25 protein-coding genes and 1 pseudogene are annotated in these 22,174 nt (G+C 59.4%); 13 read left to right on the top strand and 13 right to left on the bottom strand.

Annotated elements, in window-relative coordinates; translation table 11 throughout:
* Positions 1-101 precede the first annotated feature (101 nt).
* Entirely contained in the window at positions 102-791 is a 690-nt protein-coding gene (locus JN279_RS22905; RefSeq protein WP_202350330.1) for a hypothetical protein, read from the top strand.
* Positions 792-876: 85 nt separating this feature from the next.
* On the opposite strand, the gene JN279_RS22900 is transcribed toward JN279_RS22905, so the two are convergent.
* A complete protein-coding gene (locus tag JN279_RS22900) occupies positions 877-1,812 on the bottom strand; it encodes an STM4504/CBY_0614 family protein (protein ID WP_202350329.1) in 936 nt (311 codons plus the stop codon).
* A gap of 346 nt (positions 1,813-2,158) precedes the next feature.
* Here JN279_RS22900 and JN279_RS22895 point away from each other — a divergent pair, with 346 nt between their 5' ends.
* Entirely contained in the window at positions 2,159-2,779 is a 621-nt protein-coding gene (locus JN279_RS22895) for a hypothetical protein (protein ID WP_202350328.1), read from the top strand.
* Positions 2,780-3,119: 340 nt separating this feature from the next.
* A complete protein-coding gene (locus tag JN279_RS38300; protein WP_244734108.1) occupies positions 3,120-3,329 on the top strand; it encodes a recombinase family protein in 210 nt (69 codons plus the stop codon).
* Between the two features lie 156 nt (positions 3,330-3,485).
* Here the strand turns inward: JN279_RS38300 and JN279_RS22885 are convergent, their stop codons facing one another.
* The gene (locus JN279_RS22885; RefSeq protein WP_202350327.1) at positions 3,486-4,079 is read right to left on the bottom strand and encodes a hypothetical protein; all 594 of its coding nucleotides are present in this window, start codon (positions 4,077-4,079) and stop codon (positions 3,486-3,488) included.
* A gap of 119 nt (positions 4,080-4,198) precedes the next feature.
* On the opposite strand from JN279_RS22885, the gene JN279_RS22880 reads away from it, so the two are divergent.
* A complete protein-coding gene (locus JN279_RS22880; protein WP_096446113.1) occupies positions 4,199-4,435 on the top strand; it encodes a helix-turn-helix domain-containing protein in 237 nt (78 codons plus the stop codon).
* On the opposite strand, the gene JN279_RS22875 is transcribed toward JN279_RS22880, so the two are convergent.
* Positions 4,429-4,629, bottom strand: coding sequence for a helix-turn-helix transcriptional regulator (locus tag JN279_RS22875; protein ID WP_202350326.1), 201 nt, complete (start codon positions 4,627-4,629; stop codon positions 4,429-4,431). The two genes, JN279_RS22880 and JN279_RS22875, sit on opposite strands and share 7 nt — an antisense overlap.
* A 128-nt stretch (positions 4,630-4,757) precedes the next feature.
* Complete coding sequence (traA, locus tag JN279_RS22870; RefSeq protein ID WP_202350325.1) at positions 4,758-7,805, bottom strand: Ti-type conjugative transfer relaxase TraA; 3,048 nt, start codon at positions 7,803-7,805, stop codon at positions 4,758-4,760.
* 172 nt (positions 7,806-7,977) lie between these two features.
* Between traA and JN279_RS22865 the strand changes: the two genes are divergently transcribed.
* From JN279_RS22865 to JN279_RS22855, 3 genes are all read left to right on the top strand, one after another.
* Positions 7,978-8,304 (top strand): conjugal transfer protein TraD, encoded by a 327-nt coding sequence (locus JN279_RS22865; RefSeq protein WP_202353784.1) that lies wholly within the window; start codon positions 7,978-7,980, stop codon positions 8,302-8,304.
* Position 8,305: 1 nt separating this feature from the next.
* Positions 8,306-8,554: a conjugal transfer protein TraD gene (locus tag JN279_RS22860; RefSeq protein ID WP_202350324.1), complete on the top strand. Its 249-nt coding sequence runs from the start codon at positions 8,306-8,308 to the stop codon at positions 8,552-8,554.
* A 428-nt stretch (positions 8,555-8,982) separates the two neighbouring features.
* Positions 8,983-9,507: a MucR family transcriptional regulator gene (locus tag JN279_RS22855; RefSeq protein WP_202350323.1), complete on the top strand. Its 525-nt coding sequence runs from the start codon at positions 8,983-8,985 to the stop codon at positions 9,505-9,507.
* 90 nt (positions 9,508-9,597) lie between these two features.
* On the opposite strand, the pseudogene JN279_RS38290 reads toward JN279_RS22855, so the two are convergent.
* Positions 9,598-9,861 (bottom strand): annotated as a pseudogene (locus JN279_RS38290) (DUF736 domain-containing protein); the annotation flags it as partial.
* Positions 9,831-10,610, bottom strand: coding sequence for a universal stress protein (locus tag JN279_RS22845; RefSeq protein ID WP_202350322.1), 780 nt, complete (start codon positions 10,608-10,610; stop codon positions 9,831-9,833). The pseudogene JN279_RS38290 and the gene JN279_RS22845, both read right to left, overlap by 31 nt.
* Before the next feature lie 293 nt (positions 10,611-10,903).
* Between JN279_RS22845 and JN279_RS22840 the strand changes: the two genes are divergently transcribed.
* Both JN279_RS22840 and JN279_RS22835 read left to right on the top strand, forming a co-directional pair.
* Complete coding sequence (locus JN279_RS22840; protein ID WP_202350321.1) at positions 10,904-11,554, top strand: hypothetical protein; 651 nt, start codon at positions 10,904-10,906, stop codon at positions 11,552-11,554.
* Positions 11,555-11,784: 230 nt separating this feature from the next.
* Complete coding sequence (locus JN279_RS22835) at positions 11,785-11,982, top strand: hypothetical protein (RefSeq protein ID WP_038647158.1); 198 nt, start codon at positions 11,785-11,787, stop codon at positions 11,980-11,982.
* A gap of 152 nt (positions 11,983-12,134) precedes the next feature.
* On the opposite strand, the gene JN279_RS22830 is transcribed toward JN279_RS22835, so the two are convergent.
* Both JN279_RS22830 and JN279_RS22825 read right to left on the bottom strand, forming a co-directional pair.
* On the bottom strand, positions 12,135-12,887 hold the full coding sequence (locus JN279_RS22830) for an SDR family NAD(P)-dependent oxidoreductase (protein WP_202350320.1): 753 nt from the start codon (positions 12,885-12,887) through the stop codon (positions 12,135-12,137).
* 303 nt (positions 12,888-13,190) lie between these two features.
* Positions 13,191-13,838, bottom strand: a complete 648-nt coding sequence (locus JN279_RS22825; RefSeq protein WP_202350319.1) for a BON domain-containing protein — start codon at positions 13,836-13,838, stop codon at positions 13,191-13,193.
* Positions 13,839-14,081: 243 nt separating this feature from the next.
* Here JN279_RS22825 and JN279_RS22820 point away from each other — a divergent pair, with 243 nt between their 5' ends.
* Positions 14,082-14,618: a host attachment protein gene (locus tag JN279_RS22820; protein WP_202350318.1), complete on the top strand. Its 537-nt coding sequence runs from the start codon at positions 14,082-14,084 to the stop codon at positions 14,616-14,618.
* Between the two features lie 3 nt (positions 14,619-14,621).
* Here the strand turns inward: JN279_RS22820 and JN279_RS22815 are convergent, their stop codons facing one another.
* A complete protein-coding gene (locus JN279_RS22815; protein WP_244734101.1) occupies positions 14,622-15,119 on the bottom strand; it encodes a CDP-archaeol synthase in 498 nt (165 codons plus the stop codon).
* A gap of 99 nt (positions 15,120-15,218) precedes the next feature.
* On the opposite strand from JN279_RS22815, the gene JN279_RS22810 reads away from it, so the two are divergent.
* Complete coding sequence (locus JN279_RS22810) at positions 15,219-15,665, top strand: pyridoxamine 5'-phosphate oxidase family protein (RefSeq protein WP_202350317.1); 447 nt, start codon at positions 15,219-15,221, stop codon at positions 15,663-15,665.
* A gap of 150 nt (positions 15,666-15,815) precedes the next feature.
* Here JN279_RS22810 and JN279_RS22805 read toward each other — a convergent pair whose 3' ends face one another.
* The gene (locus tag JN279_RS22805) at positions 15,816-16,367 is read right to left on the bottom strand and encodes a nitroreductase family protein (RefSeq protein ID WP_202350316.1); all 552 of its coding nucleotides are present in this window, start codon (positions 16,365-16,367) and stop codon (positions 15,816-15,818) included.
* 359 nt (positions 16,368-16,726) lie between these two features.
* On the opposite strand from JN279_RS22805, the gene JN279_RS22800 reads away from it, so the two are divergent.
* Positions 16,727-17,689 (top strand): LOG family protein, encoded by a 963-nt coding sequence (locus JN279_RS22800; protein WP_446720357.1) that lies wholly within the window; start codon positions 16,727-16,729, stop codon positions 17,687-17,689.
* Between the two features lie 74 nt (positions 17,690-17,763).
* On the opposite strand, the gene JN279_RS22795 is transcribed toward JN279_RS22800, so the two are convergent.
* From JN279_RS22795 to ftsH, 3 genes are all read right to left on the bottom strand, one after another.
* Positions 17,764-18,303, bottom strand: coding sequence for a nitroreductase family protein (locus tag JN279_RS22795; RefSeq protein ID WP_202350314.1), 540 nt, complete (start codon positions 18,301-18,303; stop codon positions 17,764-17,766).
* 198 nt (positions 18,304-18,501) lie between these two features.
* Positions 18,502-19,149 (bottom strand): BON domain-containing protein, encoded by a 648-nt coding sequence (locus JN279_RS22790; protein ID WP_202350313.1) that lies wholly within the window; start codon positions 19,147-19,149, stop codon positions 18,502-18,504.
* 181 nt (positions 19,150-19,330) lie between these two features.
* Positions 19,331-21,151, bottom strand: coding sequence for an ATP-dependent zinc metalloprotease FtsH (gene ftsH, locus JN279_RS22785; protein WP_202350312.1), 1,821 nt, complete (start codon positions 21,149-21,151; stop codon positions 19,331-19,333).
* 183 nt (positions 21,152-21,334) lie between these two features.
* Between ftsH and JN279_RS22780 the strand changes: the two genes are divergently transcribed.
* Positions 21,335-22,042: a CBS domain-containing protein gene (locus JN279_RS22780; protein ID WP_202350311.1), complete on the top strand. Its 708-nt coding sequence runs from the start codon at positions 21,335-21,337 to the stop codon at positions 22,040-22,042.
* The last annotated feature ends 132 nt before the right edge of the window (positions 22,043-22,174 follow it).

The raw sequence follows: 22,174 nt of genomic DNA, 5'->3' as shown, positions 1-22,174 counted from the left end.
CTCTTGCTGTAGGGCAAGCCGGTGGGCCGCGTGAAGCCGTGCCATATTTTGGTTACGGGACCCACATTTTCACACGACTGTGCGCCCACGCGATAGCGATCATGAGGGCTGCTCCAAGGTCTCGCTGGGTTCAGTCCGACAGCGAGTTTTGGGACTTCTCGGCAATCGCGGGCCACGTGAGAGCGTTGATCGAGGGCCGTTTGCTATTTGCCTACATCGTCGATACCCCCGAGAGCTTCGATGAGTGGGGTGCCAAGCTGGACGTAATGAATCTCTACGACTGTTGTCGTCGGCAACGTCTATTCGCGGGGCTCGGGCACAAAGACCAACGGGACGGCTTCAAGGAGCAGGCGGCGGACCTTCGTTCGCGCCTCACAAGCAATCCTTGGTTTAAGCAGCTTGATGAGAAGCTTCAGAAAAAACTCTTGGAGGGGAACGATCTGACCATCTGGACGCGCAACGAACAGCTTGAGCATGTCGGCATGGAGCCGAAGTACTTCTACTGGATGTGGGACACCCTCTCTCAGCACACCCACGTGCTGACTTTCTCGTTTTATCGCCTTGAGGCGAATGGGAGAGGTACAAGTATCATGAACGAAGTCGATCTAGGGTACCTCACTATTTTCCTTCAGGTAGCAACTTGGGTCTTGACCCCCTGCACCGACAAAATGGTGGAAATGTTCCCTGACAAGGCTGAAGCGCGCAATGGGCTCGATTCAAAGTTCTCCCCGGGTCCGAGGCGCAACCTGCCAAAGCATGTGAAACGCGGTGGTCGGGCGCATGCTGGCTGAAAGAGGCATTGAGACCCGCGACCCTCTCGGTGCCCGCAGTACTCCCGGGTGTGCCTCAGACGGGGACAGATACATCGTAGACCTCTCAAGGCATCTCTGCCTCAGCCGTCGTTAGGAATACAAGCGTTGAAGCCGTCATGTGAAGCATATATGCAGCGAAGTGAGCAGGCACCTCTGTAGGGGTGGCCCCCTGCCCGTGACCGGCCATCCGATTGCGACCGGTCGGGATGCTACTTTCGAGTAGCGATCTGAGCGAACCCAACTGACCTTGCCAAAACTGGGGGATTAACCCGTTCGAGTAGAGCACCTCAATGAGCTTCTTCGCAGTGTCATTGGGGTCATAGGTCCACTTGCGCTTGTCACATATCGACTTCATGGCGCTTTCGAACGATTTAAGACACTCGTTCAGGGCCTCTTTGATATTCCCGTGACGGTAGTGCTCGTAGGCCTTCAGAAACTCTTCATGAGCCCCTTTGTAGTTCTTGGTGTTTAGTAGCCGGAGAGCAGGTTTAACCGCTTCGGCATGTATCAGCTCGGAGTCTACACGGATAACGTCCCCGTCAACGAACTGGTATCCAACGCCGTGTTCCTTAAAACGTGTGTTGAGCTCCTCGATAGCTTGCTTTGCCATCTTTGCGGGGTCTCTACGCCCTATGTAATTAGGCCGGCTTGTGACGTTGTCGACGACACGAAAGCTGATTTCTACAACATCGACCGCGCGCTCCACATCCGTCGTGTTTAAGAAGAAGTCGGTGAGTTCCCTGTCATAGGTCCGATCTCCATACTTTGGCACGGGCGGCAGTTTAAATTCGCCGTACTCCCGGCGGAGTACCTCTACAATTATTCTGTAGAGCTGCTCGATCGTCTCTTCATGTGGGTATTCGGGGACTCCAATTACGTCTCTCAGTATCTGCACGATCTGTACACGCAATGGCGCCGGCATCGAATCGTAAACGTATACATCGGGCATGTCGCCCCGAAGAAGCTTTTGCCGTTTGGAAAAAAGATCGACAACGGCCAAGTTCGTATCCCCGATGCGAATACGGGGAGGTTAGTAAGACGCGAATGAACTAGCAAGCGCATCGGCTTAGCGATGTCGGAGGCATCCCCTGCTATCCAGCTGCAGCGCTCGGCGCGGAGATGGCCGAAATCATGTGTGAATGACCCAAGGAGGCCTAGAAGAACGGCTGTTGCGCAAATATATCTAGGAGAGGTTTGGGCAGGAGGTTAATTTGAGTCTTGTATCTCCGGCGGACTATGCGTCCCTACCAGTCGAATTGGGCGATAGGTTCGTTGCGTTCGAGGAAATCTGTCGACGCAATATGTACGCGGCGATAGACCCTGACTCAAACGCTGAAGATGACCAGATGGTTCGCCTGGAATACATGGCCGAGGTGTCCGCCGCAGCCGAAGTCTGTCGCGTGGAAGACCTGAAGTTCCCATGGAGCTTTGACAATCCCATTGACGGGTTTCAGACGTTCATCTTGACGGCTACCGCTATCGCGACCGGGCTTCGTTTGCGAGGTGCCGGGAAGGCCGACCCACTGACAGTCAGGCTTGCAAACCGGACACGCGGCAAGATTGAACAGCAGATCGCAAAGCTGCGGGACATCATCATCAACAGCGATCTACCCGAGCGTCAGCGCAAAGGGTTGCTGGACAAGCTGAACGAACTGTCGGTCGAGCTGTCCCAGCCGCGCATTCGGTTGGGCAACGTCATGGCTGTCTTGGCCATTGTGGGCGCGACACTGGCCGGAACGACATCCTTCCTCGCCGACGGTCCGACTGCGATAGCGACGATCACCAGCCTGCTCGGTACCGACAAGATTGCGGAAGACGCGGAGACCGAGAGGCTTGGCCCCCCGCCAGTGCCGAAGGCTCTCCCCCCAATGCCCCGCGCCCTGCCTGCGCCGGATTTTGGGCAGCGACAGAACGATTTTGGTCAGCGGCACAAGGGCCGCGAGCTGGACGACGAGATACCGTTCTGACGCTAGAGGGATGTCGAGATATTTGGTGCAAATTTCTGAGCGGGTGATGATACCTAAGTAGCGCGTTTCATCCCCCTGGGGGGGTCCCTTCAGCCACGGGCCGAGCCTTTTGCTTTTTTCCAGAATGACTTTGAGATTTTGGCGGGCCTTGGCGCTCCGCGCGGGAGGGCGGCGCTTGGCTGGCCAGAGGCACGTGTTTTGAAGGGGGTACCCATACCCCCCCCTACTAGCACTACGTATCGTGCACAAACCTATGCCTTTGTGAACATTGCTCCTGATATGTCGACTAATCGTTCACTAAATGATGTGCACCAACACTCTTGGAGGAACGTGAACAGTCATGATCGTCGGTTATGCCCGCGTTAGCTCCTCCGGCTACGACCTCGACACCGAAACGCGACCCGAGCTGGAGAAGGCGCTTGAGTTTGCCCATGAGGGTGACGTTTTCGTCGTGACGAAGGTGGATCGGCTGGCGAGATCGGCTGCGCGCCTCTACCAGATCGTCAAAGACGCTCGACAAGAAGGGTGTGGGTTTCAAGGTGCTGGATGATGCCTCGTTGGACACGACCACGCGGAGAGGCAAGCTGGTGCGGCGGACATCAAATCGGGTCGTTCGTTCCAGGTTGCTTCGTGAATCGCGCACCAGCACGAGGTCAATCGGATTTGATCTACTTCTAATACCGCGTTCAGTGGCGCACCGCCGACTTCAAGGCCTGTGTTCAGTCGGGTCCATGTTGTCCGACGCGGCCCCCTGCCCTAAGCGCAGGTTAGCGCCTTGCATTCGCAGACCGACGAAGTCGGCCGCCACCGTTTTGTAACGCCTACAGTCCGCCTGGACGACGGACCGCCCGGGACGTTCAAGTGGCAGGCTCCCAGCGATTTCCCTCAAGTCCTCAAGTACCGAAGCAATATGCGGCCATGGAAAGTCGGTGGGATCGTCGATGTCGCGATCTGCACCAGCGATGATTTCGAGCTTGGCGACAACGCCAAGAAGCGACCGCGCCCGTAGGTGTGGGATTTTGTCCTGAAGCTTCAAAGCCGCAGTTGTCGCCTCGACCTCCGCCTGGCAGGCGATCGAATATTCGACCTGCTTATCCATCGCTTCCGAGCCTACAGCATCGAGAAACCGCCTCTCTAGACGCTGTTGAAGTCGGCAAAGAACCTGGGACACGCGCTGCGCCCGCGACCAATCTCGCAGTAGTAGAATTGCGGGGTCTGCATGCGGCAACCGGTCCAACGCGTTGGCAGTCTTGCCATTCGTGACGGGAGGCATAGTCGTGCTATGGTCGGAATCAGCCATGATCCGAGCTCCGTAAAGCCTAGGCGTGGTCAGACCGTTGGAGGCGGACACACCACTTCCAACTGTCGCTTCCTAAAACAAGCATATTTGCACTTTTTGTGCAACAGGGCATTTGGACAATGAAGGTAAGTGCGGCCCAAGTTCGCGCGGCCCGTGGGCTTCTCGACATTTCTCAGCAGGAATTGGCGGATCTATCCAAGGTAAGTGTCAGGACAATCGTGCAGTTCGAACGTGGTTCAAAACCCGCATCTGACTCAATCCTGCAAGTGCTGAAGCTGTCACTCGAAGCAGCCGGAATAGAATTCATTCCAGAGAATGGCGGCGGCCCTGGCGTGCGTTTATCACGCAATCAGTGATGTTCTGTTCGCCATGCGACGGGATTTTCGAGCCATTGATTTACTTCTGATTCCCGCCAGCCCGCCCCGTTGATGCTGATCTTGATCTGGGCCGGGAAAGTCCCTTCAGTGATCTTGCGATAGATGGTCGAGCGGGAGAGGCCGGTCCGCGCGAGGACCGTCCTAAGGCGTATGATACGATCCGGTTCGGACATGGCTTGCCTGCACCTCACTGGTTCTCGCTGATGTCTGCTGGGACAGACAGGACGAACCCATGCGGTAGGCAATCAGGTTTGTCGTCTCAGCCGGCTGCGGAGTGGAAACGGCGGCAAATCGGAGGGTGTCAGAGCCCAATACCCCGCCCCTTAGCGATGCCATGGCTGAAGGCGAGTTCAGCGCCCAGGCGACGACCCGAATCCACGTTGATGCCAAGCTCGCGTTTGCGGTTTGCCAGTAGGGATTCAAGTTGAGGATCCCGTTCAAGGCTCTTGGCCATGTCGGACATGGCCAAGCGCGTTGACTTGTAGCCGGACATGTCGCCGTCTTGGTATTGATGCTGGCTTGTTCGATCGAGTTTTTGCCAACGTTCGACGAAACGGTCGGCACGGCGGCCGGGATCGATGTCCATCCCGGTGCGGATTTCCGTTTCAAGCTGGAGAGCAAGCACGACGCGGCTGACGCGGCCGGAGCTCGCTTCACGAACCAGCTCGGGATTTTTCAGATAAGCCGCTTCGGCATCGCGCCAACCATGAGGCCGAACCTTCTCAAAAGCGTTGCGCGCATCTCTCAATTCGCCCATCTGCTCGGGAGTCCCCTGCCCGTCCGCATTTCCGGTACTGAGGATCGCGTCGAGCGCACGCGCGTGACGCACAAGCGCTTGCGTACGAGCGCCGCGCAACGCAGCTTCCGGATCCAGCGGTGCTTCCGTGTTGCGCTGTACACCCCGCCCTGGCTTCTCCCTTTCCGGCGCGGCAGCGCCATCTCCGATCCGCACCCCAACAATCTCCCTTCCCGGCCCAGGTCCACGTTCGTGCCTGGGCTCGCCATCTCCGGGCGCGCGCAACCCGTCCAGCAGTCCGCCGATCCTGTCGCGCAACTTCTCCGGAATGATCCGACGCACGATCTCGACCACGCGCTCGCGGAACGTGATCCCGCGCCGCTCGGCATAGTTCCGCGCCGGGTCGACCTGCTCATAATCCGACGCCATGTCCTTGGCGCGGTCCCGTGACAGCGTCCGGTCCAGCCGGTCTCGTGTGGCAAAATCGTCGCCGCCGTAATGCAGATCCATCCCGTCGCGATGCCGCGACAGTGCGACATAGCTGCCATGTGCATCCATGCCCGGTGTGGCGAGCACATGGGTCCGGTCTACGGTCATGCCCTGCGCCTTGTGAATGGTCGCGGCATAGCCGTGGTCGATGTGCGCGTAGTCTTTCAGGGCGAAGCGAACCGCCCTGTCGTCATCGGTGCGAACGGTCATGCTCTGTGTGCTGACCTCCTCCACGATGCCAAGCGTTCCGTTCTTGACGCCAAGCCCGCGCTCGTTGCGCAGGAACATGACACGGTCGCCGCTTGCGAAGTTCCTTGCACCTCGTTCCACATCAATCTGAACTTCGTCGCCGAGATCGCCGGCAATGCGCATGCGCTCACGCGCGGCCTGGTTCAGCGCGCGCACCTCGTCGTTTGTGTGGGTGAGGATGATCCGGCTTGCCTCTGGATGCGCCTGCCTGTCGCGATCCCAGCGCTCGACGAGTTCACCTCGCGCCTCATCGCGCGTTGCGGCCTGATGCACCATCCCTTTCGCGTCATAGGCGCTGATCGCAGCGCCGATCCTGCCGGTTGCCAGATCGCGCGTGGCATCGCGCTGCCAGTCCTCGCGCTGCCGGCGCACCTGACCGATTTCGACGCCGCCATGACGTTCATGGATGGAACGGAACGCAGCACCGGCTTCGATCGCCTGCAACTGCTGCGGATCGCCAACCAGCACGACCTTCGCGCCAATGTTGGCAGCATGGGAGAGCACGCGCTCTAACTGGCGCGTGCCGACCATGCCTGCCTCGTCGATCACCAGGACATCAAGCGCGGTGAGCAGATCGCGGCCCTGTTCCCAGCTATGCTCCATACTGGCGATGGTGCGTGACGGGATGCCTGATCCGCCTTCCAGATTCTCTGCGGCAATGCCGGAGAGGGCCGCGCCTCGAACCTCGTAGCCCGCAGCTGCCCACGCCTGGCGCGCAACGCCCAGCATGGCGCTTTTGCCCGTTCCGGCAAAGCCGACAACGACACCGAGACCGCGACCATCGGTGATGTGCGCAAGCGCTTCGGCCTGCTCAATTGACAAGACAAGCCCGCGTTGCGCAGCCCGCGCCAGCGCGGCCTCGCGACGTGCGTCACTCACCGCGTGTCGCTCGTCCACGTCGATACGCTCCGCCGCGCGGTGAAGGCGCTGTTCGGTCTCGATCATCTGCCGGGTGGTGAACCGGTCTTCGCCGCGCCTGTCCTTGCCGAGTTCGACCAGATCGGGTGCGTTGCTGATGGCTGCCATGACCGCATTGAACTGCTCCACTCCATCGCTGTGGCGATGCGAGAACTTCGCAATGTCCTTTCGGGTGAAAGTCGATTGCTGATGGGTGATGGCGTCCAGCGCCAGGGATGGATCGGCAATGATGCGCGCACCATTGTTGCGTGCGATCTCGCGATGCAGTTCGGCGCGATCTGCTTCACTGTCGCCAGCGTCAAGTCCGCTGCCCTCAATGCGCTGAGCAGGAGCACCGATCTGGGTTTGCGGCTCCAAGCCAATGCCCTGCTCTTCCAGACTGCGATGATCGATGCGGGCATCGATGTCGAGTTCGGCTAGGCGTTCATTGGTCAGTTCCGCCCATCGCTCGCGCCAGCGCTCGACCATCTGGGTAGCATTCCAGTCTCGGACCTTTGACCCAAAACCGTTCTCGTCCACGGAGCGCATGGTGAGCATGACATGGGCATGCGGCTTGGGGCTGCCATCCTCCGCGCTGTCCCAGTGCACATTGAGATCGGCGACCATGCCCTTGCTGACAAACTCGACTTGTACAAAGTCGCGCGCCAGTTCGATGCCTTGCGCCTGGGACAATTCACGAGGCAGAGCGAACTCCACCTCTCGGGCAAGCTGTGCATCCTTCCTCACCTCGAAAGCTTCGACATCGTTCCACAGCCGTTCGCGGTCGCTCCAGGCTTCTGGAGCATTCTCCGGCAGCATCACCTCGGAATGGACCACACCGCGCTTAGCGGAGAAGTCATGGCTGCGTTCGATCCGCTCGTCGCGCAACCGCGAGGCCGAACGGTAGGCGGCGGACGCCACGGCGCTGCTCCCAGCCTTGCGGCCAATGACCTTGACGTGAAGATGATAGATCGCCATCGCGACAGGATCATTTGCACGTCAAAGCGCACGTCGGCACGACGTATAAGCGCGCCCTCCCTCGAAAAAATCTCGGGATGGACCAGCCCGTCCCGGGCTGTCTCGGCAACCCTGGAGCCTTCCGGCTGACGCTCGCCTATCATCCAGAGATCGACAATCAATGGAGACATCCATGCGCAAACCACGAGACTTCGACGCCGAACTGAAGGCGCTGGAAGACAAGGCGCGACAACTCAAAAGGCGAAAGGTGCAGCAACTTGGCGAGCTGGTGATCGCCACCGGCGCCGATCAATTGAGCGCCGACGAACTGGCCGGCGCACTGGTCGCAATCGCTGAGACGAAAGACATCTCAAAGCGTGAGGCATGGGCCAAGCGTGGGGCGATGTTTTTCGAGAGCAGGTCCCGGCGAACTGCTACGGCATCTCAGCGCAACCCTCGCAGCGCTCCAGCACAACCGGGCGGCCCACAATCGCCGGCAGGCGGCACGGGCTCGCAATGATATGCGCACCTGGCAGGTCGAGCGTCGCAAGCGTACCCGACATCTGATCGAACTCGGCGGGCTCGTCGTCAAGGCAGGCATCGTCGAACTGACCAACGATGATCGCGCTATCATCTACGGCGCGCTGCTTTGGATCGCCGCCAAGCTGCAAAGCAACGAAGGCGAGCATGCGCGAAACCTATGGGTCGTCAGGGGAAGGCAGGCCTTCGATGCGGAACGGCGTAAAGAGCAGATGGGACGGCGAACCTAGCCACAGTTGGCGCGAACAGCCGCCGGCGCGAGCCCGAACAGCAGACTTCCGCCGGTGCGCCAGCGCCGACGCCGCAGCCAAGCGCTTGCGCAGGAAGCTTTCGCGATCTTCGTCGCTACCGGCGACAATCTTCTCTCGCGAGCCTTTATCCAGATGATGAAGGGCGCAAGGCTTGAGTAGGCGAAGCTCGTCAAAGCAGGCGCTGACCTATGAGCAAACTTCAAACGCCAGATCGTGTTCCCCTCGAAACCTCCCACGCGCCGCAGATGTGATCATGCACACGGCCGCTGGGACGACAGAAGCGAGACTTACTCTTGTCATGTTGCAAAAGAGAGGTGGATTTTACGAAGAAACGTACTATTTGCGTCGTGGGCAGGGCAGAAAATCAAACGTCGCTCAATTCATCCGATACAAAAAAGGGAAATTATATGACCACTGCTCTCGAGCAAGGCAACAAACTGGATACCGTGTCGATAACGGCTGACATCGTCGCCGCCTATGTATCGAACAATCCAGTACCGGTTGGCGAGTTGCCGAAACTAATCGGCGACATCCATGCCGCACTGAGTGGCATCGGCACGCCGGCGGTAGAACCTGTGGTAAAACAGGAGCCGGCAGTTTCGATCAAGAAATCGGTAACGCCCGACTTCATCATCTGTCTGGAAGATGGAAAGAAATTCAAATCGCTCAAACGGCATCTTCAGCACTTTGACCTGACCCCTGACCAATATCGGCAGAAGTGGAACCTGCCAGCGGACTATCCGATGGTGGCGCCGAACTATGCGGCCACGCGCTCGGCATTGGCGAAATCAAGTGGACTCGGGCGCAAAACGCCGGCGGCCACGTCCGCCGAAAAGCGGAAACCGACCATACGGGCGGCGGCGGCAAGAACAACTGCTACGGCAATCAAGTCGCCGATGAAGAAGCCGCGCAAGGCGCGGGCCCAAGCGTAACCTGCTGCATCTGACACAGGCCTAGGCTGCGCCTGACCCTAACATGGCGAAGCCCCGCCTTGCGGCGGGGCTTCGTTTTAAGGGGGGGCACTCTGCGGTGCGGCGGGACCAGATGAGCGAGAAGTCGCCCTCGGTGTCGGTCTCGACCAGGCTCGCATAGATCGGAGCGGGGAAGCTGGGATCATCAAGCTTGACGGAGTGGTAGTCGCGTCCCTCGCGCGAGGTCTTCTTCCATGCTGCCCCGAACTCGGTCGCGCCAGCGAAGATGCGGACGCCGGGGCCCTTTTCATTGTCGCTGTCGGCCGAAGAGAACGGGTTCGCATTCAGTGCGAGACGAACACCGGCAAGGAGAATTGGTCGAGCAGGGATTTGGTCATCCCGCCGAACAAGGCCTCACGGATTCGCGAATGGCTGTAAGCGCCGGCAACGATAAGGTCTGCCTCCTCCATTGCGCGCGAAGCAAATAGCGCCTCGATTGCCGATAGATCGCCAGTGTCCGTCCAGCGGTCGGTCTCGGCTTTGACGCCATGCATACGCAAATGGTCGCGAAGCAGGTCAACATCCGCATCCTTTGCGTCGGCCGGGGGCGCAAATTTGAATACGGTTACCTTTCGCGCCTGGGTCAGTATGGGCATCGCATCGTGCACAGCGCGCGCGGCCTGTCCGCTTGGTGACCAGGCAATCACGATCTCTTCTCCAACTGGCGTCGGACGCCAGTCCCGTGGGAGTAGGATCATCGGCACGCCCGCGGACGTAAGCAAATCCCCTGGCACTTCGGGCAGGATCTTGTCGGCGACCTCGGGATTGGGCTGGCTGGCGATCACCAGATCCGCATACGGCGTATAGTAGTTCTTCCAGTCGCCCGAGCTCTGCTCTGCGACCCTGAAACGGACGTCCACACCGAACCGTTCGGCGCTTGCATGAAATGTTTCTTCAAGCGATTTCGCGCGTTCGGACCACTCGCCGACAAACGCCGCCGCGGAGTCGACATCGACGCCCGTCAACCTCGCACGATGCGCCCTCGCCAAAGAAAGGGCAAAATCCACTCGTGCCGTGTTTTCGACAGAACCGTCGAGGAAGACCAGGATATCCTTGTAGCCCATGTGACGCTCCTTCTCCTTTGCAGGTGGCAGGGCATTCTTTTAAGCGCGATCGGCAACGGCGTGCTTTGAGCCGGATCAAACGAACAAGATGATCGGCGCAGGTGGCCTGCCAACGCGAAGCGTCCTGCCGTTAAACATTGGTCTTCCGTCCAACTGCCATCTCTGTCTCTCGTGACTCGACGCGGAAGCTTGCGTGCAACCAGAGGTCACTCGCCCGTTGATTGATGCGGATCAAGGTCGTGTCATCACGCCTCTGTTGTCCTGGCGGTACCAGGCGAATGGGAGACTCCGAAATGGTCGGCATCACACTGAGCCCTGAACAGATACGATCCGCTCCGCCGGAAGTGCGGCAATGGCTAGAACATGAGATCGCCCGTTCGCTGGGCCTGCACCCGGTTTCCGACACGATGGCGCCCGACGCGTCGCACCTGGTAGGATGCAGTCCCCAGGAAGCCATGGCGGTCTATGACTTGGTCAGGGGTATGCTGCCTGTCGTCAACGTCTTCTTCGAACTTGGCCGCGAAGGCGCGAAGATCACTGAAAGCGGCGTGCAAGCCTTCAGGCTAGCCGACATGCTTCGCCACACACACCTGCCGGACTTGGAGCGCCTGGTTGCCTGCCTGCAAGTCATCGACCGGGCTTTCCAACAAATTCATAATGAAGACGGCGCGGCGCTTTTCGTCCTGGATCCCCGGGGTTACTGCGTCGTCACCGTGACGACGCAGCAGAGCGTCCTTGCCGTATGGACGCAGGAAATAGCCGCGCAACAACTCCTTACCGAGTATCCAGCTGCAGACGCTCGCGTCGGCGCACCGCCGACACCGGCCATGGTGCCCTTCTCGATGACGGGTACCGTACCGCCGAGTTCCATCAACCTTGGCATGCCATTCTCGGCGCCAGCTGCCTCGTCCAAGACCGCCCGCGCGAAAAATCCGGGGCGATAATCAAGACGGAGACGGCGGCTCGCGATTCAGGCGGCGGGTCACAAGCTCGCTTGAGCCGGCGACCCGAGAGAAACGCCGGCGACTTGTCAGTCTGCGGTGAATTCCTGGCATTGGCTGAATTGATAAAGTTTTGAAGGCTGTCTCGGATTGCCGCCTTCCCCTGGGCTGGGCGACGCTCTAGACCCATTGGCGCGAAGGGCGTAGTTTACCTCCAAGGGGAGGAGCGCACGATGGCAAGCAGCGAAGCTGAGTTCGTGCACCGCGAGAACATCAAGCACTTCGAAAAGAGGCTGGAGACGGAAACGGACCCGGCAACTCGGAAGCTTCTTTTGAAGCTGCTTGACGAAGAAAAGGCGAAACTCCTAAACATCACCAACCACCCGCCCTATAAGCGCTCAATCAGATCAGCAGAGGGTTATCATAGATAGGTCGATTGCCATGACTTGCGCGAACGCTGCTGCCAAGTCAGCCGCGCGACTGCCCCCCATCAACAGCGAGAGGGAAGCGATATGCATCGCACCTCCCATTCGGATATAGATCTTAGTACGACTGCAGTGGGCATTTTTCAGTGGCAACTGAATCATTTGGCGGTGTACCCACCATCCACCAGATGGTAGCTGCCGGTGATGAAGCTGGCGTTGGCGGACAACAGGAAGCACGTCAGCGCCGAGACTTCCTCCGATGTCCCCAGGCGACCTACTGGATGCAAGGCCGCCAATTGTCCGATCGTTTCGGCATCGAGGTTTTTCGTCAGCAATGGCGTATCGATGAAGGCGGGACCAACGGCGTTGATGCGAATATTGTCGCCGGCATATTCCATGGCGGCCGTCCTTGTCAGCCCGATGAGCGCGTGCTTGGTCGAGACATAGGCACAGGCATTCTCCCAACCAACCGAGCCTAAAATAGACGACATATTGACGATCGCGCCTCCGCGCGATTTCAGCATGGCGGCGACCTCGTATTTCAGACCGTAGAAAACGCCGTTGAGATTGACATCGATAATCTTGCGCCAGTCATCAAGGGGATAATTGGCCGTCGTCTCGCTTGGCCCGCCGATGCCGGCATTGTTTACGGCGAGTTGGAGCCCGCCAAATGTCTCGACCGCGAACGCCACCATTTGCTCGACCGAGCCCGGATCGGCGACATCGACCCGAAAGGCACGCGCATTGCCAAGCGTCGAAGCAATTTTCGTCACCGTTGTTTCTGCAGCCACTAAATCAATGTCTGCGGCAATGACATGCGCACCGCGTGCCGCCAGTTCAATTGCAATTGCCGCGCCGATGCCTGATCCGGCCCCGGTCACGATCGCGGTCTTCCCTTTGAAATCTCTCATGATGTCACTCCACTACATGTCACTCTAGCGGCAGGCGTGAGAAGAGACTTGATCGTCGTCAAGCTGCGGTCGCGAAGGAACGCCAACGGCCCCGAATCCGAGCCGATAAGATTCTCCGCTCGCGAAACCAGCGGTGGAACACGACGTTGACTTCGATCGTGCCAATCCAGGACTTGGATCGAGGCTGTCGGTTGGCTTCAAGGTTGTGCCGACCTTTCGAGTGGCGACGCTCCACACTGCCGTCAGGCCTGCAAAAGAATAAGGGAAGCGGCATGTTTCGCTTCCCTTAACATCCAAATCACTTCACGCGATCATAATGCGGTCTTCGACCAGGTGAACCCCGGGCGCGGCCCAGGCGGCCCTTACCGTCGCACTCCGCTCGGCCCAGGTATGCACCTTGCCGTCGAGCCGGACTTTGCCGTCGGACACGGTTACATTTATTGCCTTCGCCTCGACTTCGGCATTGCGCTTCAGTGCATCTTCGATGCGCTTCTTGACATCAGACACTGACGCGTGGGGTTTCACCTCGATGTTGTTGTAGACACCGAGTACGCCCGCCAAATATTGAATGGCGTTGGCAGCGCCGGCTTTCTGGTATTGCCAGTCGACCTTTCCAGTCAGGGTTACCCAGCCATTCTGGACCTTGACCTGAACAGCTCCTTCGGGAATTACCGTGTTCCAGGAGATGGTGTGGAGAGCACGCTTGGCGATCTCCTCGTCTGTGGTGACATTTGAACCGTAAGGCCGCACTTCGATTTCCTGCGCAAGGCCCTTCACACCCTTGACGGAAAGTGCCGCATTTTCCGCGGTAGCCTTCTGGGCGAAGGTCGAAACATGACCGGTTAGCGTGACCACGCCGTTGTCGACGGCGACGCCGATATTGGCCGCGTCGATGCTGGGCTCAAACTCCAATTCATCGATAATGTTCTGCCGTAAGATATTGTCGTTCATTGTCGCACCTTTCCAGAACGAAAGCCCTCCGGTTTCAGACTGCCTGGATGAGCTGGTTGTGGCCTTGATGAGGATCAAACAGGCTGACCTGCTCGCGCGCGGATCGAACACGCATGAACGCCCCAACTGCCAAAGCCCGAACCCGACGCAAGCTGCCGTGCGCCTGGGCGAGGCTCGACCTGGCATCGGCTAGAGCCGCTTGGGACGACGCATCAGCGTCAAGAATGCAAGGCGGCATTGACCTTGATCAACAACGAAAGCCTTGGTCACGCTATGATTATGATGGCTGGTTTTCGAACGAGGCTATCCATGAGACGGCAGAGGATCTGGGTTTTGGTCGCGGATGGAGCACGCGCGCGAATACTGCGCGATGTCTTGTCGGCGGGGGAATCGTCAGGCGACGGTGACGATCTGGTTTTTAAGGCGCAGCGACGGCAATTGCGCGAAATCATGGCCGACAAGCCCGGTCGCAGCTTCGCCTCAGTCGGGACGCGCCGATCGGCGATGGAGTACCATTCAGAGCCCGTGCGCGAGGAGGATCGAGCCTTTGCGTCAACGTTGGCCGACACGCTGCAAAATCATCATCTTGCGAAGGATTTTGACCGACTCGTTGTCGTTGCGGCTCCCCAGATGTTAGGCGACCTTCGTCAGGCATTTCCGGAAAGCCTCCGCAAAGTCATCGCCGCAGAGATAGCCAAGGACTTCACCAAGTTGTCGGCGCTCGAGCTTCGCGATGCGATCCGCAAGCTCGAAATCAACCGCCTATCCACCAGCGAGTGAGAACTAATACGGTCTGTCTCTGACATGCAGCATGTAGAGGAACCGGGATACCAGCAGTTCCCCGATCCAAAACACTCCAACACCGATCAGGATGTCCCAGGCCGAAAATCCAACAAGGTTCCTGGCTACTAGGAAAGGCAACAGGGATTCCGGTACTTGATCAAAACCAGAGGCCTGGGCACTGGGAGCCAATCTCAGGCGGCGTTTGAGGAAGCTGGAGAACATGTCGCCGACCATGGCGGTGAAACCCACGAGCATCCCAGTTTCGATGTCGAGCCCGATCATGGGAGCGCCTATCGTCGTTGCGAGAATTGCCAGGACCAATCCGCGAACCGTCTTTGACCGCCCCAGAAGTGGTTGCCCGTCCCAGAAAAGCCAACCGCCATCAATTGGCCAGGCAAGCCAGTCGCCAAGCATTCTCTTGGCGATCACGGGCACGCCGTTCGCGAGGGTCAGCAAAACAAGGAACTGGGCAATTGGCCAGAGGCTAAGCTGTGACACGGTCTCTCCCTCTCAGACGCTTGAAAGGCAGAGCCTGCCGGGACCAAGGCGTCTGTTGACGGTCAAATCCCTCGGTTTTCAACCGTTCTGGAGACAGCAATGTTGATACGCACCCTGAGCAGGAGCGAATGCAGCGAAGTGCTGGCCGGGCATCATCTGGCCCGCTTGGCTTGCGCCAAGGACAGGCGTCCCTATGTCGTGCCGATCTACTATGCCTACGCCGATGACGCATTTTACGCATTCTCCATTCCAGGCAAGAAGATCGACTGGATGCGCACCAATCCGCAAGTGTCGGTGCTTGTCGAGAGTCCGCTACCAGGACGTCAGTGGAAGAGCGTCGTCGCGGATGGACGCTACGAAGAGTTGCCCGAGAGGATCGGTCACAAGCGCCAGCGGGATCGTGCCTGGTCATTGCTGAGTACCCATACCAGCTGGTGGGATCCGGGCGCTCTGAAACCACTTGCACCTCCCCTGGCTGACGATGCCCGGCACATATTCTTCCGGATAGCTATCGAGGATATCTCGGGGCGAGAAGCCAGGCAGTAGGATTCATATTAGCAAGGCTTCAGCGCCCGCGACCGCAGCTGTAGTTCGCCCTGTAAGCCTCAGGTTATAGCGCAACAGGCGCAGAAGCGCCGATTTGGGCAATGCGTTCACATCCCGCTCCGTTCTATTGACCCGTACTGTGCATATGGATCACCGGCTCCATATGATCTTGGCCTTCTGGCGTGGCGTCGGTGATGGAAGCGACCTGCGATGACCCAGAATGATCGGCGCGACGGCGTGCCACTTTGCCGGAATGCCGAGTTCCGCCTTGACTGCCGGATCGTTGAGCCACGGTCGCGACAGACCGATCCAGCATGTCCCGAGACCCTTCGCATGCGCCGCAAGCATGAAATTCTGCCCGGCCAGACAGCAGTCCTCGAATGACTGGCTCTCACCATCAGCAGCGCAGATGATTACGAGTGCGGCCGCGCCGTGAAAAATCTCGAAAGCCGGGTCGGCTGCATGCACCGCCAGCGGGGATCCGGCGGGCAGGTGCAGCTGCAGATAGTGCTTGGCTTCCACCGAAAGTCTGCGCAGACGCTCGGCTCCGAGCACCACCACGAAGCCCCATGGCTGACGGTTGATGGCGCTCGGCGCCAAGATGGCCGCTCCAATCAGATCTTCCACTGCGGTTTGATCCACTGGGTCGTCCGTGAATTCCCGCACGGCACGGCGAGTGCGCAACGCTTCCATAAGTTCCATGACATGCTCCAAAGCTGACTTGCCGCCAATCTAGGAGCCAATACAGGTCGCGCTTTGATGCATCTCAAAGCTTTATCGTCCGCTTTCCCGATGCTGGCCAAGAAAGTGAGCGGAGAGAAATAGCCGCAGAAGGCGGGGAAACCTGCGAAGAGGCACAAGGCCATGGACGGCTTACCGATCAAGGATCTGATCGCCCTGGGGTCGCGATCCAATACGGCTCAGAGCGAGGCTCAATGTGTTGGCGCCTCCAAGGTGCTCGATGGGTCGACGCTGGGGATGCGCTGTTCAGTCTGAATAGGAGAGCCATCAAGATGGCCCGATCCGAGGTTGGAAAATCGAGACGCAGGCCGGAGGCGACCTTGGATGCCATCTCTGTCCCCGCGCCACCCCACCCGCTGCAGCGGCAGCTGCCGTTGCCTGGGCAGACCCGCAAAACTCCGGCAGACGACCCTGGGGCGGCTGGCCGGATTGAGGCCATACTGGCCAGCCCCAGTTATCGATTGCCAGTCGAAGATCCCGCCTTTCTCGAAAACGATGATACGCGTGGGCCGCGACTCGAGATTGACTACCTCAAGCCAGAGATGTTGCTGCGTCAGCACCGCATTCGCGGAACGATTGTTGTCTTCGGCAGTACGCGCATCTGCGAACCAGTTGCGGCCCGGCGCAACCTTCGAGCACTTCGGAAGACGGAGTTGGTGCAACCGCCCGCTGACGTGACCTTGCGTCTCAGGGCGGCCGAACGAATCGTATCTAAGGCCCGCTACTACGATGTAGCACGTCAATTTGGCAGATTGGTCAGCGGCGCCAATCACGATCAGCGGGATAACCAAATCGTCATCATGACCGGTTCAGGTCCCGGGATCATGGAGGCTGCCAACCGCGGCGCTTTCGATCTATCCATGCCTTCGGTAGGGCTCAACATCAGCTTGCCGAATGAGCAATACCCCAATCCGTATGTCAGCCCGGAACTTTGTTTTCAGGTGCACTATTTTGCCATCCGCAAACTTCATTTCCTGCTGCGCGCGAAGGCCCTTGTCGCGTTCCCAGGTGGGTTCGGAACGCTGGACGAGCTGTTCGAAACCCTGACCCTTGTCCAGACCCGCAAGATCAAGCCAATTCCAATCGTCCTGGTCGGCAAGGAGTTCTGGCGCCGTGCGATCGACATGGACTTCCTAGTGGAGGAAGGCGTTATCGATCCGGAGGATCGCGACCTCTTCTGGTTTGCCGAAACGGCGGAGGAAATATGGGAGGGTATACTGAATTGGCATGCCGCGGCCGGAGAGGCGCTCTATCCTGCGCCAACGGCTTCTCATCCGCCGTGACACCCCCATCAGGAGCCCAAGAAAGCGCTTCGGCCGACCGGGCGGCACACTGAGTCAAAATCGAACCGCTACGCTTAGACCGCAGGCTTCGGATATCCGACGGGTTGGACAAACGTGACGATCTGGGACTTGGGCAGCTTGAGAAGTTGGGCCAAACCTCGTTTGTCGACGCTGCTCACCAGGCAAGTGCCAAGACCGACAGAGGCGCAATAGAGATAGACATTCTGTGCCACGATGGCTGTGTCGACGTGCGCAGCCTGGATCTGCTCCTCGGCGCTTGCTTTGTACATTCGAGCGCGGTCGGCGACATAGATCAGCACAACAGGCGCGGTTCCAACGAAGGGCTCGGCACCTGTCCTCATGCGAATATCTTCCGCAAGCACGATGGGAGCCGCCTGGATCATTGGATCGAATTGGCGCACTCCCTGTCCGTCCGCCACGTAGATCACGGTCTCCATCGAGCCGTGCCATGACGGCGCCGTATGACCGCCGGTAGCGGGCCTGTTCAGACCAAAAGCGCACCAAAGCAAGGTCGAAAGGTCCCCCTCTTCGATCGACTTGTCGTCAAAGAGCCGGATCGAGCGCCTAAGGGACAAGGCCTCGAGCAGGGGCATTCCTCCGAACCTCATTGCCTCCGGAAGGGCCGTGGGGCTATCGGCGGATGCCGCCCGGCATGCCAACGCAACGGGAAGCGCAGCCGCTGTGAGAAAGAGACGTCTCGTAAATCGGCGCATGGTTCCGTCGTTTTCTCGATCGACGCCACGTTGAACCGCGGCGACCACTCGGGCCGCCGCTTCAGCCAGGTCGAGCCATCAGACAATCGCAATCCGGTCTTCCACCACCCGGACGCCCGGCGACGACCAGGCGGCGCGTTCCGCTGCCTGGCGCTCGGACCAGGCCTTGACCTTGCCCTCAAGTGTCACCCTGCCATCCTGCACGTTGACGCGGATCGCCTGGGCTTCGATTTCCGCATCACGCTTCAGCGCATCCTCGATGCGCTTCTTGACGTCGGGCACCGAGGCACGTGGGGTGATTTCGATCTGATTGGCAACGCCGACGACGCCGGCCAGCCCGCGCACGGCCTCGGCCGCCGCGTTCTTCTGGTATTGCCATTCAACTTTCCCGGTCAGCGTGATCCAGCCGTCCTGGACCTTGACCTGCACCTTGTCCCTCGGGATGGAGACATTCCAGGTGACCGCATTGACCGCACGCCTGGCGATCTCGTCGTCCGCGGTCCCCTTCTGTCCAACCAGCCGGACTTCGATTTCCTCGGCGATACCCTTCACGCCCTTGACCCGCTTGACCACATTTTCGGCGGTGGTCTTTTCCCAATAGGAAGAAACATGTCCGGTAAGGGTGACGATGCCGTCTTCCACGGCGACGCCGATGTGGGCAGCGTCGATGCTCGGCTCGAACTCCAACTCATCGAGAATATTCTGACGCAATGTTAAATCCATCATTGGTCTGTCTCCTGTTTGTTGAAGCGGACTTCTCGCCCGCAGCGACAACAAAAGCATCCTTGGCGCCCTTGCTCATTGATCTGGCTCAACAGTGGCCGACTTTCGCTCGCCCTGCTGCCCGCAAGGAGGCATTGGGCAGCTGGTATGCTCAGAGGTGACGGGCTTCTGGCTCGCTTCGCCTTCACGCCGCCGGGGCCAGCACCGCGGTTCGCCGCAACGGAGCGAAGTCGTCAGGCGTCAGCGTTTCTTTCTCGAGCAGCATCTTTGCGCCGGCGCGCAGGTCGGTGATCCTTTCGCGAAGCACATCCCTGGCACTGGCAAAGGCCTCATCGATCATGCCGCGGACTGCCAGGTCGACCTCACGCGCCGTGGCCTCCGAATAGTCCTTCTTGTTCGGCTGACCAGGGCCGTCGCCCAGCCATTGCAGGCGCTGTTCTTCGAGCACTGCCTGCCCTACCGTCGGGTCCATGCCGAAACGGGTGACACATTGACGGGCAATGTCCGTGACCTTGGCGAGGTCGTCGGCCGCCCCGGTCGAAACTTCGCCGAATATGACTTCCTCGGCCGCGCGGCCGCCCATGAGGACCACCATGCGGTCCTTCAATTCACTGACCGTGATCAGGAACCGATCCTCGGTCGGACGCTGCATCGTGAAACCGAGAGCGCCGATCGAGCGGGGGATGATGGACACCTTGTGCACCGGATCGGCGCTTCGTGTCGTGACCGCCACCAGGGCATGCCCCATTTCGTGAAAGGCGACACGCTCACGCTCCTGCGGTTTCAGCAATCGGCTTTTGCGTTCTGAACCCGCGACGATTCGTTCGACCGCATTGGTAAAGTCATCCATAGTCACCTTGTCGGCGCCTCGCCGCGTGGCGACGATGGCCGCCTCGTTGACCAGATTGGCAAGATCGGCACCGGTAAAACCTGGCGTTATCGCGGCAATCTCGTCCGCGCTGACGCCAGGCGCGATTGAGACTTTCTCGATGTGAACCTTGACGATTGCCTCCCGGCCCTTGCGGTCGGGCCGGTCCAGCACGACCTGCCGGTCGAAGCGTCCGGCGCGCAGCAGGGCCGGATCCAGGATTTCGGGCCGATTGGTGGCAGCGAGTAGCACGATACCAACACGCGGATCGAAACCGTCGAGTTCCGACAGCAATTGGTTCAATGTCTGCTCTTTCTCGTCACCGCCACCGTAACCCGCGAACGGGCTGCGGGCACGTCCCAGCGCGTCGAGCTCATCGATGAAGATGATGCAGGGCGCAGCCTGCCGGGCCTGCTCGAACAGGTCCCGCACCCGCGCTGCCCCAACGCCGACGAACATCTCGACGAATTCCGAACCGGAGATGGAGAAGAAGGGCACCCCCGCCTCGCCAGCAACGGCGCGCGCCATCAGCGTCTTACCGGTCCCAGGCGGCCCGACCAGCAGGATGCCTTTCGGGATACGCGCGCCGAGGCGGCCGTATTTGTCCTTGTCCTTGAGGAAGGAAACGATTTCCTGCAGTTCGGCCTTGGCTTCGTCGACGCCCGCCACGTCTTCAAAAGTCACTCCGGTCTTGCGCTCCAGATAGACCTTCGCCTTCGACTTGCCGATATTGATCAGGCCGCCCATGCCTTGCCTGTCGGCGAAGCCGCGGAAAAAGAACATCCAGATGCCGACGAAGATCAGCGCGGGCAGAATCCAGGAGAGAATTGTCGTCAGCCAATTACTGTCGGAAGCGCCGCTGATCTTGACGCCGGCCTTCTCGAAAACCGCGACTGCCGCAGGGTCGACGCGATTGGCAAGGAATGTCGTCTTGCCATCCTGCGGCGCCTTGAACGCACCTTCGATCATGGTCTCGGTGAGCGTCACGGACGCAACCTTGCCCTCCTGCGTGAGGCGGATCACGTCGCTGTAGGAAAGCTGTGCGGTATCGCGATAAGCGAGCCAGGACTGAAGCAATCCAATCGCCAGGAACGCGGCCATGACGTAGCCGATGTTGAATTTATGCTTGTTGTCCATCGCTAAGCACTCGAACCAGGTCTCGCAGGATTGAAGTTACAACTTGGAACCTCGGTGGGGCCCCTGCCTTGACGTCGGTCAAAGCGCGCGCCTGCCCAGGGAATAAGATGAGGCCAATTATTCCATGCTGTCGTGGTCGCTCGGCGGCAAGCCGAACAAGTGTAGATTTCGAAGGAGACGAACGTGCAAGCCTCATCGATAATGACCTCCCCCGTCATTGCCGTCGAACCTTCAGCATCGATCGCCGACGCGGCCGGGTTGATGCTGTCGCGGAAGATCAGCGGCCTTCCCGTCATCAGCCGCGATGGCGTGCTGGTCGGGATTGTCAGCGAAGGCGATTTTCTGCGCCGCCGCGAGCTGGGCACGAAACGCAAGCGCGCTCGCTGGCTGGAGTTTCTCGTCAGCCCAGGACGTGTCGCCGAGGAGTATGTCCATGCCAACGGCCGTCGGGTCGACGAGGTGATGTCCGAAAACGTCGTCACGACATCCCCTGAAAGCGCATTGGAGGACGTCGTCGAACTCATGACGCGCCACCAGGTCAAACGCATTCCGGTGGTCGAGGGCGGAAAAGTTGTCGGCATCGTCACACGTTCCGATCTTCTGCGCGCATTGCTTCGCTCTCTTCCAAAGGGCGACTCGACGTTGGCAACCGACGAACAGATCCGTCAGAACATCGTTGCGGAACTTGCCGCCCAGCCATGGGCTGGAACAGACATGATCCATGTCAGGGTCGACAAGGGGATTGCCGAACTGAATGGCGCGATCCTCGACGAGCGCGAGCGCCAGGCCGCGCTTGTCGCGGCAGAAAACGTCGCCGGCGTAAAGGCCGTGACCGACCACCTGTACTGGGTCGAGCCACTGTCCGGGATCGTGGTCGACCCGCCAGCTTGAGAAATCACTGCCTACCTGCCCTTGGCAAGAATGAGTGTCGCGCGACTTGGCGACGGTGATCGAAGGCCCGAGTTGATCTGGCACAAGGTGGCAAGCGCGGCGCCGCCCTAATGAGTTCGGAGATTCCAGTAT

The organism is Mesorhizobium sp. 113-1-2 (assembly GCF_016756475.1).
Lineage (GTDB): Bacteria > Pseudomonadota > Alphaproteobacteria > Rhizobiales > Rhizobiaceae > Mesorhizobium > Mesorhizobium loti_C.
The sequence above is the reverse complement of the archived record's forward strand: the minus strand, read 5'-3'. Positions and strand labels throughout refer to the sequence as shown.

Coding starts and splice junctions, on each gene's coding strand:
- JN279_RS22835 (WP_038647158.1), top strand. CDS start 11,785: ATGGCAAGCAGCGAAGCTGAGTTCGTGCACCGCGAGAACATCAAGCAC.
- JN279_RS22810 (WP_202350317.1), top strand. CDS start 15,219: ATGTTGATACGCACCCTGAGCAGGAGCGAATGCAGCGAAGTGCTGGCC.
- JN279_RS22805 (WP_202350316.1), bottom strand. CDS start 16,367: ATGGAACTTATGGAAGCGTTGCGCACTCGCCGTGCCGTGCGGGAATTC.
- JN279_RS22875 (WP_202350326.1), bottom strand. CDS start 4,629: ATGTCCGAACCGGATCGTATCATACGCCTTAGGACGGTCCTCGCGCGG.
- JN279_RS22860 (WP_202350324.1), top strand. CDS start 8,306: ATGCGCACCTGGCAGGTCGAGCGTCGCAAGCGTACCCGACATCTGATC.
- JN279_RS22855 (WP_202350323.1), top strand. CDS start 8,983: ATGACCACTGCTCTCGAGCAAGGCAACAAACTGGATACCGTGTCGATA.
- JN279_RS22895 (WP_202350328.1), top strand. CDS start 2,159: ATGGTTCGCCTGGAATACATGGCCGAGGTGTCCGCCGCAGCCGAAGTC.
- JN279_RS22790 (WP_202350313.1), bottom strand. CDS start 19,149: ATGATGGATTTAACATTGCGTCAGAATATTCTCGATGAGTTGGAGTTC.
- JN279_RS38300 (WP_244734108.1), top strand. CDS start 3,120: ATGATCGTCGGTTATGCCCGCGTTAGCTCCTCCGGCTACGACCTCGAC.
- JN279_RS22880 (WP_096446113.1), top strand. CDS start 4,199: ATGAAGGTAAGTGCGGCCCAAGTTCGCGCGGCCCGTGGGCTTCTCGAC.
- traA (WP_202350325.1), bottom strand. CDS start 7,805: ATGGCGATCTATCATCTTCACGTCAAGGTCATTGGCCGCAAGGCTGGG.
- JN279_RS22840 (WP_202350321.1), top strand. CDS start 10,904: ATGGTCGGCATCACACTGAGCCCTGAACAGATACGATCCGCTCCGCCG.
- JN279_RS22830 (WP_202350320.1), bottom strand. CDS start 12,887: ATGAGAGATTTCAAAGGGAAGACCGCGATCGTGACCGGGGCCGGATCA.
- JN279_RS22905 (WP_202350330.1), top strand. CDS start 102: ATGAGGGCTGCTCCAAGGTCTCGCTGGGTTCAGTCCGACAGCGAGTTT.
- JN279_RS22845 (WP_202350322.1), bottom strand. CDS start 10,610: ATGGGCTACAAGGATATCCTGGTCTTCCTCGACGGTTCTGTCGAAAAC.
- JN279_RS22885 (WP_202350327.1), bottom strand. CDS start 4,079: ATGGCTGATTCCGACCATAGCACGACTATGCCTCCCGTCACGAATGGC.
- JN279_RS22825 (WP_202350319.1), bottom strand. CDS start 13,838: ATGAACGACAATATCTTACGGCAGAACATTATCGATGAATTGGAGTTT.
- JN279_RS22795 (WP_202350314.1), bottom strand. CDS start 18,303: ATGCCCCTGCTCGAGGCCTTGTCCCTTAGGCGCTCGATCCGGCTCTTT.
- ftsH (WP_202350312.1), bottom strand. CDS start 21,151: ATGGACAACAAGCATAAATTCAACATCGGCTACGTCATGGCCGCGTTC.
- JN279_RS22865 (WP_202353784.1), top strand. CDS start 7,978: ATGCGCAAACCACGAGACTTCGACGCCGAACTGAAGGCGCTGGAAGAC.